Raw genomic sequence first — 13,390 nt, forward strand, 5'->3', positions numbered from 1 at the left:
TGCAACTCAAAGCACTTCAACCACCACAGAGATCAATTAATCTTGCAACCCCGGACTTCCTCGTTATGAATGGCACGGCGGAAGGGGGCAGGTCACCCCGACAACATCAAAGGCGGCGCGCGCAAGAAGGTGCTCGAAGGAATGTTCAATCGCGCCCTGATCACGCCCGATGGCGAGGGCTGGTGCGTCGCCGCCGAGGGCTACGACGCCCTGGGCATGAAGCGCCCCCACGTTAACGCCAAGCACATCTCCAAGTTCGAGGCCAAACTCGACGCGATCATTGCCAACGCCGAAGCGGCGCAGGACGACACCGCAGACGCTGACCCGGAACTCGAATCCGCCGTCGCCCAAGCCGAGGCATCCTTCAAAACGCCCGTCAAGGCGCCTCGCACCCGCGATAACAGCAAGCAAGCCGAAGTGATCCGGATGCTGCAGCGTCCCGAGGGCGCAACCATCGGCCAGATCTGCACGGCCACCGGCTGGCAGGCGCACACGGTACGCGGCACCTTTGCAGGAGCCTTCAAGAAGAAACTGGGCTTGACCATCGTCTCGGACAAGCCGCAAGGCGGAGAGCGGGTCTACCGCATCGCCTGATCAGAAAGATCGAGAAAGAGGCCAAGCAGCGCTTGGCTTCTCAGTCGAACAGCGCGTTACTACAGGTGTCGCAACGATCAACCCGAAGGAGCCAGAGATGAACACCACCACGCAGATCCCCGCCACCCAGAACGAAGCCTGGGGCTTCTGGGGCACGATGAACGAACACGCCAGCGCCGCGTGGCCCCTGGCGATGGCAGCCATCTCGAACGCCACCAGCCAGCCCCTCGAATCGGTGAGGGTCTTCCTCGACAGCCGCCACGGACGCCACTTTGCCGACGACGTCCAGAACGGTCTTTACGAGGGCAAGGCCCTGGCGGACGCGATCAACACCGCCACCCAACGCTGGATGGGCTGGACGATTGGCCGCCAGACAAGCAAGCAGTACGGCATCCCGCGCGGCCTGCCTTACCTGACGGGCTTTGTGATTCACTGCGAAATCATCGAGGAATCGCTGGCCGCCTGATCGAGCACCGCGCCATCCGCCTCGCGGGTAGCCTGCTTGCCGGTGAACTCCTCCCACCGGCGCACGATCACGTCGACGTACTTGGGGTCGAGTTCGATCAGCCGCGCAATGCGGCCTGTCTACGACCTGGGCTCACGCCTGGACGCCATCAGCGACGAGGCGCAGCGCCTGCGCCTGAACCAGATCTTCGACGCCCGCGTGGCCGAACTGGAGCAAGCATGACCATGGAAATCCTGTACCTGCAGCAGGGCACCGCCGAGTGGCACCAGCACCGCGCCACCAGCCTGAACGCCAGCGATGCGCCGGCCATGCTGGCGTGCAGCCCGCACAAGAGCCGCGCCGAGCTGGTGCGTGAGCGCGCCACCGGCATCACGCCCGAGGTGGGCGCCGCCACCGCGCGCCGCTTCGCCGACGGCCACCGGTTCGAGAACCTGGCCCGCCCGCTGGCCGAGGACGTGATCGGCGAGGATCTGTCGCCTTGCGTGGGCAAGGCCGGCCGCTAAAGCGCCAGCTTCGACGGCATCACCTTCGCCAGCGACGTGGCCTGGGAGCACAAGAGCCTGAACCAGCGCCTGCGCGAGGCCATGCACGAGGGCTGCACCGGCGCCGACTTGCCGCGCGACTACCGCGTGCAGATGGAGCACCAGGCCATGGTCAGCGGCGCCACGCGCATCCTGTTCACCGCCAGCCAGTGGGACGAGGACGGCGCGCTCATCGAGGCGCGGCACTGCTGGTACACGCCTGACCCCGAGCTGCGCGCGCAGCTGGTGGCCGGCTGGGTGGAGTTCGAGAAGGATGTCGCCGCCTACGTGCCCACCGAAGCCGCGGCGCCGGTGGTGGCCGCGCCGGTGGAGAGCCTGCCAGCCGTCGTGGTGCAGGTGGACGGCGTGCTGGCCGTGCGCGGCAACCTGCCGGCCTTCGGCGACGCGCTGCGCGCCTTCATCGCGCGCATGCCGGCCCGGCCCGAGACGGACCAGGAGTTCGCCGACGCCGACGCCGCGTGCAAGGCGCTCAAGGCGGCCGAGCAGGCGCTGGATACGGCCGAAGCCGGCGCGCTGGCGCAGATCAGCGACGTGGAGGCGATGCGCCGCGCCGTGGCCGACCTGAAGGCCTTGGCGCGCAGCACACGCCTGGCCACCGAGAAGCTGGTGGCCGCCGAGAAGGAGGCGCGCCGCGAGGCGCTGGTGCGCCACGCCGCCGTCGCCCTGGCTGAGCATGTGCGCCAGGCCAACGTGCAGCTGCATGTGCATGGCGCCGGCCAGCTGGGCACGCCGGCCCCGGCCGCCCTGGCCGCCTGCATCAAGGGCCTGAAAAGCCTGGACAGCATGCGCGACAAGCTGGCCGCCGAGCTGGTGGCGCAGAAGGTAGCCATCGACGCGCAGGCCCAGCGCATGCTGGACAACCGCGCCGCGCTGCGCCGCCAGGACGGCGACTGGATTTTCCTGTTCGCCGACTTCGCCGCCGTGGGCGGCAAGGCACCGGAGGACTTCGCCGCGCTGGCCGAGCTGCGCATCACGCGGCACCAGCAGGATGAGGCGGCGCGCCAGCGCACCGAAGCCGCCGCGCGCGAGCTGGCGCAGGCGCAGGCAGATGTGCAGCGAAAACCGGCGCCAGTCCTTGCCAGTCAAGCACCTGCAGCTATCAAACCGGAAGCAGATGATGGCATCAGGATGACGCTGGGCCAGATTAACGGCCGGCTGGCGCCCATCAGCGTCAGCGCCGCCGGCTTGGCCGAGCTGGGGTTTCAGCCGGTGGCCACCGAGCGCGCCGCCAAGCTGTACCGCGAAGCAGACTTCCCCGCCATGTGCCGCGCCATCGCCAGCCACGCGACGGCCGCGGCGCTGCCGGCGCTGCGGGCGGCGTAATGCTACTTATTTGATAGCTTCCAGCGCACAGCTAGCAAGCGCTGGAGGCCGGTTTCATTCATTTTTCACGCCCGCCACTGCGCGGGCTTTTTCATGGAGTTCTCCATGCAAACGCACGACTTCTTCACCCGGCTTGTGGAGCAAAACACCCTCGGCCCGAACATGCTTCGCGAAACGTCCACCGAGATCGAGGCCATTTACGAATGCGCCGCGTGCGGCGAGGAGCACAGCGACGAGTGGGACGCGCAGCGCTGCTGCCGACCGCCGGTCTACTTCAAGTGCCCGGCGTGCTCAGAGAAGTGCGACGACGAGGCTGAGGCGCGCGACTGCTGCGGCGCCAGCGGTGAGTGCCAGCCGCGCATCTGCCCCGTCTGCCTGAGCGGGGGAGACACCTACCAAGACGCTGCGGACTGCTGCCTGCACACGCACCCCAGCATGACCGGCTACGGCCGCCAGCGCGTGGCCGAGGACGTGGAGCGCGGCACGCCCTGGGCTGACGCCATCCGGGCGCACGCCTGCCACTGATCCACCCTCCCCGGCCTGCTTCGCGCAGGCCCTTTTTTTGGAGCACCCATGTTCACCAGCCTGACCCTCTATCGCATTGGCGCCCTGTTCGACGCCGACCTTCCTGCCATCGAGCAGGCCCTGGCCAAGACCCCGTTCACCAAGTGCACCCCAACGCAGGAGCGCAGCGCCGGCTGGGTGCCGCCGCGCGGCTGGAGCACCGGCGCCCTGGTCGAATCCGTGGGCGGCCAGTGGATCGCCCGCTTCATGACCGAGGCCAAGCAGATCCCCGCCGATGTGCTGCGCCGGCGCGTGGATACCAAAGCCGAAGCCATCGAGCGCGAGACAGGCCGCACGCCCGGCAAGAAGGAACGCCGCGAGCTGCAGGACGAGGCCCGGCTGGACCTGCTGCCCCACGCATTCGCGCGCCAGGCCGCCACCTGGGTCTGGATCGACCCGGGCGCGCGGCTGCTGGCCATCGACACCGGCACCCAGTCGCGCGCCGACCAGATCGCCACGGCGTTGGTCGAGGCCTTGCCCGGCCTGTCGCTGGCGCTGCTGGACACCCAGACCAGCCCGCAGGCGGCCATGGCGCACTGGCTCAAGGAGCAGGAGCCGCCGGCGGGCTTTGCCATCGACCGCGAGTGCGAGCTGAAAAGCGGCGCCGAGGACAAGGCGGTGGTGCGCTACGCGCGCCACCCGCTGGACATCGACGAGGTGCGCGCGCACATCGAGGCCGGCAAGCTGCCCACGCGCCTGGCCATGGCCTGGGACGATCGCGTGTCCTTCGTGCTGACCGAGGGGCTGCAGCTGAGGAAGGTGCAGCTACTGGATGTGGTACTGGAGGGCGGCGAGGCAGAGGGCGGCTTCGACGCCGACGTGGCGATTGCCACCGGCGAGCTGGTGCGTCTGGTGCCAGAGCTGGTCGAGGCGCTGGGCGGCGAGAGATGCGTCGCATGAGCGCCGCCGTACTTGACCCCTGCTGCGGCAGCCGAATGATGTGGTTCGACAAGGCCGACCCACGCGCGGTTTTCGGCGACCGTCGCCGCGAAACGATCACGGTCACCGACAACTCGCCACGCAACCCGTCTGGCCAGCGCGTGCTGCGCATTGAGCCGGATGTGCTGCTGGACTTTCGCAGCCTGCCCTACCCGGCCGCCAGCTTCCGCTTGGTGGCCTTCGATCCACCGCACTTGGTGCAGGCCGGTCCACGATCCTGGCTGGCCGCCAAGTACGGAAAGCTGGGCCAGGACTGGCGCGACGACTTGCACGCCGGCTTCGCCGAGTGCTTCCGAGTTCTGGAGCCCGGCGGCGTGCTGGTGTTCAAGTGGAACGAGACGCAGGTGAAGCTGCGCGATGTGCTGGCGCTGACACCTGAGAAACCCATGTTCGGCCAGGTGTCAGGGCGCGCAGGCCTGACGCACTGGCTGGTGTTCATGAAAGGCATCAAGCACCCCCAGCCACCCGCCGCCCCGCCGGCGCCAACCCCTGAACGCTGCATTCGTTGCGGCCGACGCTCCCCCGCCCGATTGGTACGCCGCCGACCGCGCGTACCAGGACCACCACGGCCGCTGCAGCCTCTGCCAGGCGGCCGGCAAGAACCCCGACCTGCAGCGCTGCGCCGAGGGGCAGGAGCTGTGGGACGCCTACAACCAGGCCGGCGAGCCGCCGCATTTTCTGTGGCTGCAGCGCAAACCGCGCACGCCGGCCAAGCCAGCCGCCCGCCCGGGGCGGCCTTTCCATTCCAGGGAGGTCAAGACCATGACAGCCACCACCCCCGTTGCACCGGCGGTTGCGCCAGAATGGGTGCTCGCGGACAAGTTCCGCGACCTGACCGGCACCACCACCAACACTGTCCACCAGCGCCGCAAGAAAGGCGTCTGGCTGGACGGCGTGCACACTGCCGTGGTGGACCGCCGGCTCTACGTCAACATCAAGGCGGCCGACCAATGGATAAAAAACCAGCTCTCGCAACCCCGCCCGGCGTGAAGATCCGCGAGTTCGTCAGCGGCGCCCGCCTGCAGATCGCGTTCACCTGGCAGGCGCGTGAGTGCCGCGAGCTGCTGCCGCCGGGCCCCATCAACAAGGGCAGCATCCAGTATGCGGCCAACCTGCGTGCAGAGATCCGGCGCAAGGTCGTCGATGGCACGTTCGACTACGCCGCCTACTTCCCCGACAGCCCGCGCGCCAAGGCGGGCACACCAGACAGCGCTCTCATGCAGACGCTGCTGGAGCGCCAGCTGGAAACCTACGCGCGCCAGGTGGAGAACGGGCAGATGTCCCCCGCCACCTACCGCGGCTACGAGAAGTCCATCCAGGGCGAGCGCATGCGCCGCTGGCATGCCGTGAAGCTGCGCGACGTGACGCCCAGCGCACTGCGCGAGTGGATCGGTGACATGGACTGCACCAGCAAGGCCATTCGCAACATGCTGATCCCGCTGCGCAGCGTGTTCGATGACGCGCTGAACGACGACCTGATCGAGTTCAACCCGTTCGACCGCATCGCCTTGGCCAAGCTGATACGCCAGACCGCCCGCGCCAGCGACTACGTGATCCAGCCCCTCACCGAGGACGAGCGCGAGCGGCTGCTGCAGGCCTGCCGCCCCGACGAGCGGCCGATGATGCAATTTTGGTTTACCACCGGCCTGCGCCCGGGCGAGCTGCAGGCGCTGCAGTGGGACCGGTGCGATTTCGACCGTCGCACGGTGCGAATCGAGCTCAACCAGGTGGCGGGCGTGGTCAAGGGCCCCAAGACTGCGGCCGGCATCCGGGACGTAGACCTGAGCGACGATGCGCTACGCGCGCTGGCGGCGCAAAAACCGCTGTCGGCGCTCAAAGGGGCGCGCGTATGGCTGAACCCGCGCAACGGCGAGCCCTGGGAAACGGACGCGCAGATCCGCAAGACGCTGTGGCAACCGCTGTGCACGCGCGCCGCCATCCAGTACCGCAACCCCTACCAAGTGCGCCACACCTACGCCTCATCGCTGCTGACCGCCGGGGCGAACCCCTGGTATGTCGCTGCCCAGCTGGGCCATGAGGACGTGGAAATGGTGTTTCGCACCTATGGCAAGTTCATCCGCGAGGACTACCAAAAGCCCAAAGCGGCGCTGCGCCTGGCCACCTGATCGGATCGGTGCGATTGCCGGTGCGATTTCCGTGCGAATCTCAGGACCGCCCAGGACAAGCGAAAGGCAAGAAAAAACCCCAGACAAGAGGGACGCTCATTGTCTGGGGTTGTTTGTGGTGGTGGAGCTGGCGGGAATTGAACCCGCGTCCGCAAGCCTTCCTCGAGCAGATCTACATGTTTAGCGTTCTGGTTTGGATCTCACGTTCCATATCGCGCAGACGCACGCTATATGAAACGCCAGCACCCTTGAGTCTCGCTCCATGCCAAGGTACCCGACACGGAGCCAGCTGATGTGAATTCCCTTGCAGCCGGGAGGTATTGCTACCCCCTTGCCCAGCCCATCAGCGTGCTGTTGCAAGGCTCACCGGTGTTTAAGCGGCGAGTGCGAAACGTTCGTCGTTTGCAGTTACTTTGATGAATGGAGATTTACGAGCGTCACTCAAGCTCGACATGCACCACACCGATTCCGAACCCACGTCGAAACCAGGACAGCCCCATGCGTCCTATTTTAGACCAAGCGCAGCAGTTTCAAGAGGTCTGCCGGGCTTTCGATGCATGCATCTGCGCCCCAAGCGGTAGCTTCGCCATCCTTGCCCAGGTATCCGTACAAGGCGGCCACGGTGCCCATGCCGGCCGCGCGCCCTGCCTGCACGTCACGCAGGTCATCCCCGACGTAAATGCAGTCCTGCGCCGCAACGCCCAGTTGACTGGCAGCCGCCAGCAATGGCGCCGGATGAGGCTTGGCGTGGGGCGTGGTGTCGCCGCTGATGATGGCTCCGGCGCGGGCAAACAGCGGCGTGCGCTGCGCAATCAGAGAGGTGAAACGCTGCGCCTTGTTGGTGACAATGCCCCAGGGCAGGCCATTGCGCTCCAGCACTGGGAGCACCGTTTCCATGTGGTCGAATACGCGCGTCCGGTCGTGGATGCAGGCCTCATACAGATCAAGGAAAGCGTCGCGCAGCGGGACGAAGCGTTCCTCATCAGGCTGAACACCAAACGCGATGGACAGCATGCCACGCGCGCCCGCGCCTGCCATCGGCCGAAAATCCTGCAGCGGCAGGGCTTCCAGCCCGTGGGCGGCGCGCAGCTGGTTGGCGGCATGTGCCAGATCCGGCGCGCTGTCCACCAGCGTACCGTCCAGGTCGAACAGAACCGCGCGCGTGCGTCCCCAATCAAATGCCTGCTTCATGCCGAGGTGCGCCTTGCCGCAAAGAGATAGTTCACACTGGTGTCCGAGCTCAACCAGTAGCGCCCGGTGATCGGGTTGTGCTGCAGGCCGCGTGTGTGCTGCACTTCCAAGCCCGCGCTGCGGCAGGCGGCCGCCAGTTCCGCCGGCTGGATGAACTTTGCATATTCATGCGTGCCGCGCGGCAGCATGCGCAACAGGTATTCCGCACCGAAAATGGCCAGGGCAAAGGCCTTGGCGTTGCGATGGATGGTGGAGAAGAAAACCCATCCACCGGGTTTCACCAGCTGTCCGCATGCCTTGACCACCGACTGCGGATCGGGCACGTGCTCCAGCAGTTCCATGCAGGTCACGATGTCGAACCCACCGGGAGATTCCTGCGCCAGTGCTTCGACGCTGACTTCCCGGTAGCGCACGCGTGGGGTCTGCGCCTCGAGCGCGTGCAGGCTTGCCACCCTCAATGATTTGCTGGCCAGGTCGATGCCCAGCACGTCCGCGCCCTTGCGTGCCATGGCATCGGAAAGTATGCCGCCGCCGCAACCCACATCCAGCACGTCTTGGCCGGCCAGGGGTGCGATCTGGTTGATCCAGTCGAGTCGCAAGGGGTTGATCTGATGCAACGGCCGGAATTCACTTTCGGGATCCCACCAGCGATGCGCCAACTCGGAAAATTTCGCCAGTTCCGCCGGATCGGCGTTGAGGTGCTCGTTCATGAACCGCATTCTCCTGCTAAATCACACGGACGAAAAAAAGCCCCGTTGCCGGGGCTTTCTTGGGATACCGGTGCCAGATTACTTGGCGCGTGTGCCCACCACCTCGATTTCAACGCGGCGGTTCTTGGCGCGACCTTCAGCCGTGCGGTTATCCGCAACAGGCTGCTTCTCGCCCTTGCCTTCCGTGTAAACACGGTTCTTTTCGATGCCCTTAGACACCAAGTAGGCCTTCACGGCTTCAGCGCGGCGCACCGACAGCTTCTGGTTGTACGCATCGGTCCCGATGGAGTCGGTATGACCCACGGCGATGATGACTTCCAGGTTGATGTTGCGGACCTTGGAGACCAGGTCATCCAGCTTGGCCTTGCCTTCCGGCTTGAGAACGGACTTGTCGAAGTCGAAGAAAGCGTCAGCAGCGTAAGTCACCTTGCTGGCAGCAGCCGGGGCAGGAGCCGGGGCGGGAGCGGGAGCGGGAGCAGCCGGCGTCACGGCAGGAGCCGGAGCAGGCGCAGCAGCCTTGACCAAGGCGCCATCGCAACCTTCAGCTGCGGTGGCAGGCGTCCAGGACGCATCACGCCAGCACAGTTCGTTGGTGCCGTTCTTCCAGACCAGTTCACCGGTGCCGTTTTGCCAGTTGTCCACGACATTACCGCCGTCGGCTGCGCGGATCTGGGCGCCAGCGGAGGTAGCAATCACGGCAGAGGCCAACAACATCGCCACTTTGTTCAGTTTCTTCATGGTTCTCCTCTCGGGGATAAAGCCGCAGCCGTGCTGCGAATCTTGACGTCGCCAGTGACCATCACCGGCAAAAACGTTGAATTCATTGTGCCATACGTAACAGGCACGGGGTGCCGCCGGCATGGTGCGATCCGTAGGACAGCGGCGCAAACCCGGACTACCTGTTGCGCTGCTGCGACAAGGGCTTGGACCTAAAATGGCTCGTTTCCGCCTGCGCGGGCTTTCGCATTTCATTATTCGACATGAACCAGTTCGCCAAAGAGACTCTGCCCATCAGCCTGGAAGAGGAGATGCGCCGCAGCTATCTCGACTACGCCATGAGCGTGATCGTGGGCCGGGCGCTGCCGGATGCGCGCGATGGCTTGAAACCTGTGCACCGGCGTGTGCTGTTCGCCATGCACGAGCTGAACAACGACTGGAACCGCCCTTACAAGAAGTCGGCACGTATTGTTGGGGATGTGATCGGTAAATATCACCCGCACGGCGACAGCGCGGTCTACGACACCATCGTGCGCATGGCGCAGGATTTCTCGCTGCGCCACATGCTGGTGGACGGCCAGGGCAACTTCGGTTCGGTGGACGGCGACAACGCCGCCGCCATGCGCTACACCGAGATCCGCCTGGCGAAAATCGCGCACGAGATGCTGGCCGACATCGACAAGGAGACGGTCGACTTCGGCCCGAACTACGACGGCAGCGAACGCGAGCCGCTGGTGCTTCCCAGCCGGCTGCCGAATCTGCTGGTCAATGGCTCGGCCGGCATCGCGGTGGGTATGGCGACCAACATCCCGCCGCACAACCTCAACGAGGTGGTGGATGCTTGTCTGCACCTGCTGCACGCGCCGGATGCGTCGATCGACGACCTGATGGAGATCATCCCGGCGCCGGACTTCCCCACCGCCGGCATCATCTACGGCATCAACGGCGTCAAGGAAGGCTACCGCACTGGCCGCGGGCGCGTGGTGATGCGCGCCAAGGTGCATTTCGAGGACATCGACCGCGGCCAGCGCCAGGCGATCATCGTCGACGAGCTGCCCTACCAGGTCAACAAGAAGACGCTGCAGGAGCGCATGGCCGAACTGGTGCACGAGAAGAAACTCGAGGGCATCAGCCACATCCAGGACGAGTCCGACAAGTCGGGCATGCGCTTGGTGATCGAGCTCAAGCGCGGCGAGGTGCCCGAGGTCGTGCTGAACAACCTCTATAAGCAGACGCAGCTGCAGGACACCTTCGGCATGAACATGGTGGCGCTGGTCGACGGCCAGCCGCGCCTGTGCAACCTGAAGGACCTGATCCAGGTCTTCCTGCAGCACCGCCGCGAGGTGGTCACGCGCCGCACCGTGTTCGAGCTGCGCAAGGCACGCGAGCGTGGGCACGTGCTGGAAGGCTTGGCGGTGGCGCTGGCCAACATCGACGAGTTCATCCGCATCATCCGCGAGTCGCCCACGCCGCCGGTGGCCAAGGCCGAGCTGATGGTGCGCGGCTGGGACAGCCAGCTGGTGCGCGAGATGCTGACGCGCACGCGCGAAGATGGTGGCACGGTGAACGCCGACGACTACCGCCCGGAAGGGCTGGAGCGCGAATTCGGTATGCAGGCGGGCGGCCTGTACCAGCTGTCGGACACCCAGGCCCAGGAAATCCTGCAGATGCGCCTGCAGCGCCTGACAGGGCTGGAGCAGGACAAGATCGTCGCCGAGTACAAGGACATCATGTCCCACATCGAGGACCTGCTGGACATCCTCGCCAAGCCCGGCCGCGTCTCGACCATCATCGGCGAGGAGCTCACCGCCCTGCGCACCGAATTCGGCCAGACCAAGCTGGGCGCGCGCCGCAGCCTGGTCGAGCACAGCGCGCAGGACCTGTCCACCGAGGACCTGATCACGCCCACCGACATGGTGGTGACGCTCAGCCACACCGGCTACATCAAGAGCCAGCCCTTGAGCGAGTACCGCTCTCAGCGCCGCGGCGGGCGCGGCAAGCAGGCCACACAGACCAAGGAAGACGACTGGATCGACCAGCTGTTCATCGCCAACACGCACGACTGGATCCTGTGCTTTTCCAACCGCGGCCGCCTGTACTGGCTGAAGGTGTGGGAGGTGCCGGCCGGCTCGCGCGGCTCGCGCGGGCGGCCGATCGTCAACATGTTCCCGCTGCAGGAAGGCGAGAAGATCAACGTGGTGCTGCCGCTGACCGGCCCGATGCGCCACTTCCCCGAGGACCATTACGTCTTCATGGCCACCTGCAAGGGCACCGTGAAGAAGACCGCGCTGTCGGAGTTTTCCAATCCGCGCAAGGTCGGCATCATCGCCGTCGGCCTGGACGAAGGTGATTACCTGATCGGCGCGGCACTCACCGATGGCCAGCACGACGTGATGCTGTTTTCCGACGGCGGCAAGGCCGTGCGCTTCGACGAGAACGACGTGCGCCCGATGGGCCGCAACGCGCGCGGCGTCAAGGGCATGACGCTGGAGGAAGGCCAGAGCGTGATTGCCATGCTGGTGGCAGAGGGCGAGGCGAGCAGCGAGCAGGCCGACGGCCTGGCCCGCACCAGCGTGCTGACGGCCACCGAGAACGGCTACGGCAAGCGCACTCCCATCGGCGAGTACACGCGCCACGGCCGCGGCACCAAAGGCATGATCGCCATCCAGCAATCCGAGCGGAACGGCAAGGTCGTCGCGGCCACGCTGGTGCACGCCGACGACGAGATCATGCTGATCACTGACACCGGGGTGCTGGTGCGCACGCGCGTGTCCGAGATCCGCGAACTCGGCCGCGCCACCCAGGGCGTGACCCTGATCGCGCTGGACGATGGTGCGCGGCTGGGTGGGCTGCAGCGCATCGTGGAGAACGACGCACAGGCGGCCGAATCCGGGGACGCTGCGGATGTGCCGGATGCACCTGCACAGGAATGATCCGTCACGCCGCTCGTTCACTATCAAAAGAATAGCTATCGGCCCTTTGATTACGAGGGCTTCACCCCTTTTTGGTTTGAATACGTCATGAACCGCCCCTACAACTTCTCCGCCGGCCCGGCCGCCATTCCCGAGGAGGTGCTCGAGCGCGCCGCCGCCGAGATGCTGGACTGGCATGGCAGCGGCATGGGGGTGATGGAGATGAGCCACCGCGGCAAGGAATTCATCGCCATCTACGAGCAAGCCGAGGCCGACCTGCGCGAGTTGCTGGCCGTGCCGTCCCACTTCCGCATCCTGTTCATGCAGGGCGGCGGCCTGGCCGAGAACGCCATCGTGCCGCTGAACCTGTCGCGCGCCGCGACGGTGGACTTCGTCGTCACCGGCGCCTGGAGCGCCAAGTCGCGCAAGGAGGCGCAAAAATACGCCGCCGAGGTGCACACCGCTGCCAGCAGCGAGGACACGGGCTTCACCGCCCTGCCCGATCCGGCGACCTGGAGCTTGAGCCGCGGCGCCAGCTACGTGCACCTGTGCAGCAACGAGACCATCCACGGCATCGAATTCCAGGAGCTGCCCGACCTGGCGGCGCTGGGCAGCGATGCACCGCTGGTCATCGACTTTTCCTCGCACGTCGCCTCGCGCCCGGTGGACTGGTCGCGCGTCGGCCTGGCCTTCGGCGGCGCGCAGAAGAACCTGGGTCCGGCCGGGCTGACGCTGGTGGTGGTGCGCGAGGACCTGCTGGGCCACGCCCTGCCCGCCTGTCCCAGCGCCTTTGATTACAAGACGGTGGCCGACAACCACTCCATGTTCAACACCCCGCCGACCTGGGGCATCTACATGGCCGGCCTGACCTTTCAGTGGCTCAAGCGCCAGCGCGAGGGCGATGTCACCGGCGTGGCCGCCATGGAAATCCGCAACCGCGCCAAGGCGCAGCGCTTCTATGACTACGTGGATGGCTCGCAGCTGTATCTGAACAAGGTCGCCCCCAATGCGCGCTCGCGCATGAACATCCCGTTTTTCCTGCGCGACGAGTCGCGCAACGACGCTTTCCTGTCAGGCGCGCGCGAGCACGGCCTGCTGCAGGTCAAGGGCCATAAGTCGGTCGGCGGCATGCGCGCCAGCCTGTACAACGCCATGCCCATGGCCGGCGTCGAGGCGCTGATCGCCTACATGCAAGAATTCGAACAGCGCCACGCCTGACGCGCCCCGCATGGCGCCTTCGGTGGCGCCGCTCACCCGCTCCTTGAATGAAACGGCCTGGCGGCCGGTTCACCCCTGCCCTGCCCAC

The 13,390-nt window shown here is 66.1% G+C and carries 13 protein-coding genes, 1 other RNA gene and 2 pseudogenes; 11 read left to right on the top strand and 5 right to left on the bottom strand.

The annotated features are described in order from the left end of the window. Nucleotides 1-69 precede the first annotated feature (69 nt). Nucleotides 70-594, top strand: coding sequence for a DUF3489 domain-containing protein (locus tag BLQ61_RS09205; protein WP_245703947.1), 525 nt, complete (start codon nucleotides 70-72; stop codon nucleotides 592-594). Nucleotides 595-691: 97 nt separating this feature from the next. Then, complete coding sequence (locus BLQ61_RS09210) at nucleotides 692-1,060, top strand: hypothetical protein (protein ID WP_091569149.1); 369 nt, start codon at nucleotides 692-694, stop codon at nucleotides 1,058-1,060. Here the strand turns inward: BLQ61_RS09210 and BLQ61_RS17585 are convergent. Then, nucleotides 1,024-1,179: pseudogene (locus BLQ61_RS17585) on the bottom strand (DNA methylase N-4); the annotation flags it as partial. The gene BLQ61_RS09210 and the pseudogene BLQ61_RS17585 overlap by 37 nt on opposite strands. Nucleotides 1,180-1,278: 99 nt before the next feature. Between BLQ61_RS17585 and BLQ61_RS17590 the strand changes: the two are divergent. The 7 genes and pseudogenes from BLQ61_RS17590 (at nucleotide 1,279) to BLQ61_RS09250 (ending at nucleotide 6,554) form a co-directional block, all read left to right on the top strand. Continuing rightward, the gene (locus BLQ61_RS17590; protein WP_245703949.1) at nucleotides 1,279-1,563 is read left to right on the top strand and encodes a YqaJ viral recombinase family protein; all 285 of its coding nucleotides are present in this window, start codon (nucleotides 1,279-1,281) and stop codon (nucleotides 1,561-1,563) included. A gap of 36 nt (nucleotides 1,564-1,599) precedes the next feature. Next, the gene (locus BLQ61_RS09225; RefSeq protein ID WP_091569152.1) at nucleotides 1,600-2,925 is read left to right on the top strand and encodes a serine/threonine-protein kinase; all 1,326 of its coding nucleotides are present in this window, start codon (nucleotides 1,600-1,602) and stop codon (nucleotides 2,923-2,925) included. Nucleotides 2,926-3,030: 105 nt separating this feature from the next. Beyond that, nucleotides 3,031-3,450 carry a hypothetical protein gene (locus tag BLQ61_RS09230; protein ID WP_139182740.1) on the top strand — a complete coding sequence of 140 codons (420 nt, stop codon included), beginning with the start codon at nucleotides 3,031-3,033 and terminating at the stop codon, nucleotides 3,448-3,450. A gap of 48 nt (nucleotides 3,451-3,498) precedes the next feature. Beyond that, the gene (locus BLQ61_RS09235; protein WP_091569155.1) at nucleotides 3,499-4,389 is read left to right on the top strand and encodes a recombination-associated protein RdgC; all 891 of its coding nucleotides are present in this window, start codon (nucleotides 3,499-3,501) and stop codon (nucleotides 4,387-4,389) included. Further along, nucleotides 4,386-4,871 (top strand): annotated as a pseudogene (locus BLQ61_RS17595) (TRM11 family methyltransferase); the annotation flags it as partial. The gene BLQ61_RS09235 and the pseudogene BLQ61_RS17595, both read left to right, overlap by 4 nt. Before the next feature lie 319 nt (nucleotides 4,872-5,190). Next, a complete protein-coding gene (locus BLQ61_RS09245) occupies nucleotides 5,191-5,418 on the top strand; it encodes an excisionase (protein ID WP_091569815.1) in 228 nt (75 codons plus the stop codon). Continuing rightward, nucleotides 5,379-6,554 (top strand): site-specific integrase, encoded by a 1,176-nt coding sequence (locus BLQ61_RS09250; protein ID WP_091569812.1) that lies wholly within the window; start codon nucleotides 5,379-5,381, stop codon nucleotides 6,552-6,554. The genes BLQ61_RS09245 and BLQ61_RS09250 overlap by 40 nt, the downstream gene beginning before the upstream one ends. A gap of 119 nt (nucleotides 6,555-6,673) precedes the next feature. On the opposite strand, the gene ssrA is transcribed toward BLQ61_RS09250, so the two are convergent. From ssrA to ompA, 4 genes are all read right to left on the bottom strand, one after another. Further along, nucleotides 6,674-7,052: a transfer-messenger RNA gene (gene ssrA / locus BLQ61_RS09255) on the bottom strand. A 12-nt stretch (nucleotides 7,053-7,064) separates the two neighbouring features. Next, nucleotides 7,065-7,745, bottom strand: coding sequence for a phosphoglycolate phosphatase (gene gph, locus BLQ61_RS09260; protein WP_091569157.1), 681 nt, complete (start codon nucleotides 7,743-7,745; stop codon nucleotides 7,065-7,067). Further along, a complete protein-coding gene (gene ubiG, locus BLQ61_RS09265) occupies nucleotides 7,742-8,455 on the bottom strand; it encodes a bifunctional 2-polyprenyl-6-hydroxyphenol methylase/3-demethylubiquinol 3-O-methyltransferase UbiG (protein WP_091569817.1) in 714 nt (237 codons plus the stop codon). The genes gph and ubiG overlap by 4 nt, the downstream gene beginning before the upstream one ends. Nucleotides 8,456-8,533: 78 nt before the next feature. Further along, a complete protein-coding gene (gene ompA / locus BLQ61_RS09270; protein ID WP_091569159.1) occupies nucleotides 8,534-9,193 on the bottom strand; it encodes an outer membrane protein OmpA in 660 nt (219 codons plus the stop codon). Nucleotides 9,194-9,435: 242 nt separating this feature from the next. On the opposite strand from ompA, the gene gyrA reads away from it, so the two are divergent. Continuing rightward, nucleotides 9,436-12,105, top strand: coding sequence for a DNA gyrase subunit A (gyrA, locus tag BLQ61_RS09275; protein WP_091569160.1), 2,670 nt, complete (start codon nucleotides 9,436-9,438; stop codon nucleotides 12,103-12,105). Between the two features lie 87 nt (nucleotides 12,106-12,192). Beyond that, on the top strand, nucleotides 12,193-13,302 hold the full coding sequence (serC, locus tag BLQ61_RS09280) for a 3-phosphoserine/phosphohydroxythreonine transaminase (protein ID WP_091569162.1): 1,110 nt from the start codon (nucleotides 12,193-12,195) through the stop codon (nucleotides 13,300-13,302). Nucleotides 13,303-13,390: the final 88 nt, after the last annotated feature.

The sequence above is a fragment of the Oryzisolibacter propanilivorax genome (assembly GCF_900103645.1).
GTDB lineage: Bacteria > Pseudomonadota > Gammaproteobacteria > Burkholderiales > Burkholderiaceae_C > Melaminivora > Melaminivora propanilivorax.

Bases quoted from the DNA above. Each gene is read 5' to 3' on its own strand.
- BLQ61_RS09205 (WP_245703947.1), top strand. From the start codon at position 70: ATGGCACGGCGGAAGGGGGCAGGTCACCCCGACAACATCAAAGGCGGC.
- BLQ61_RS09210 (WP_091569149.1), top strand. From the start codon at position 692: ATGAACACCACCACGCAGATCCCCGCCACCCAGAACGAAGCCTGGGGC.
- BLQ61_RS17590 (WP_245703949.1), top strand. From the start codon at position 1,279: ATGACCATGGAAATCCTGTACCTGCAGCAGGGCACCGCCGAGTGGCAC.
- BLQ61_RS09230 (WP_139182740.1), top strand. From the start codon at position 3,031: ATGCAAACGCACGACTTCTTCACCCGGCTTGTGGAGCAAAACACCCTC.
- BLQ61_RS09235 (WP_091569155.1), top strand. From the start codon at position 3,499: ATGTTCACCAGCCTGACCCTCTATCGCATTGGCGCCCTGTTCGACGCC.
- BLQ61_RS09245 (WP_091569815.1), top strand. From the start codon at position 5,191: ATGACAGCCACCACCCCCGTTGCACCGGCGGTTGCGCCAGAATGGGTG.
- BLQ61_RS09250 (WP_091569812.1), top strand. From the start codon at position 5,379: ATGGATAAAAAACCAGCTCTCGCAACCCCGCCCGGCGTGAAGATCCGC.
- gph (WP_091569157.1), bottom strand. From the start codon at position 7,745: ATGAAGCAGGCATTTGATTGGGGACGCACGCGCGCGGTTCTGTTCGAC.
- ubiG (WP_091569817.1), bottom strand. From the start codon at position 8,455: ATGAACGAGCACCTCAACGCCGATCCGGCGGAACTGGCGAAATTTTCC.
- ompA (WP_091569159.1), bottom strand. From the start codon at position 9,193: ATGAAGAAACTGAACAAAGTGGCGATGTTGTTGGCCTCTGCCGTGATT.
- gyrA (WP_091569160.1), top strand. From the start codon at position 9,436: ATGAACCAGTTCGCCAAAGAGACTCTGCCCATCAGCCTGGAAGAGGAG.
- serC (WP_091569162.1), top strand. From the start codon at position 12,193: ATGAACCGCCCCTACAACTTCTCCGCCGGCCCGGCCGCCATTCCCGAG.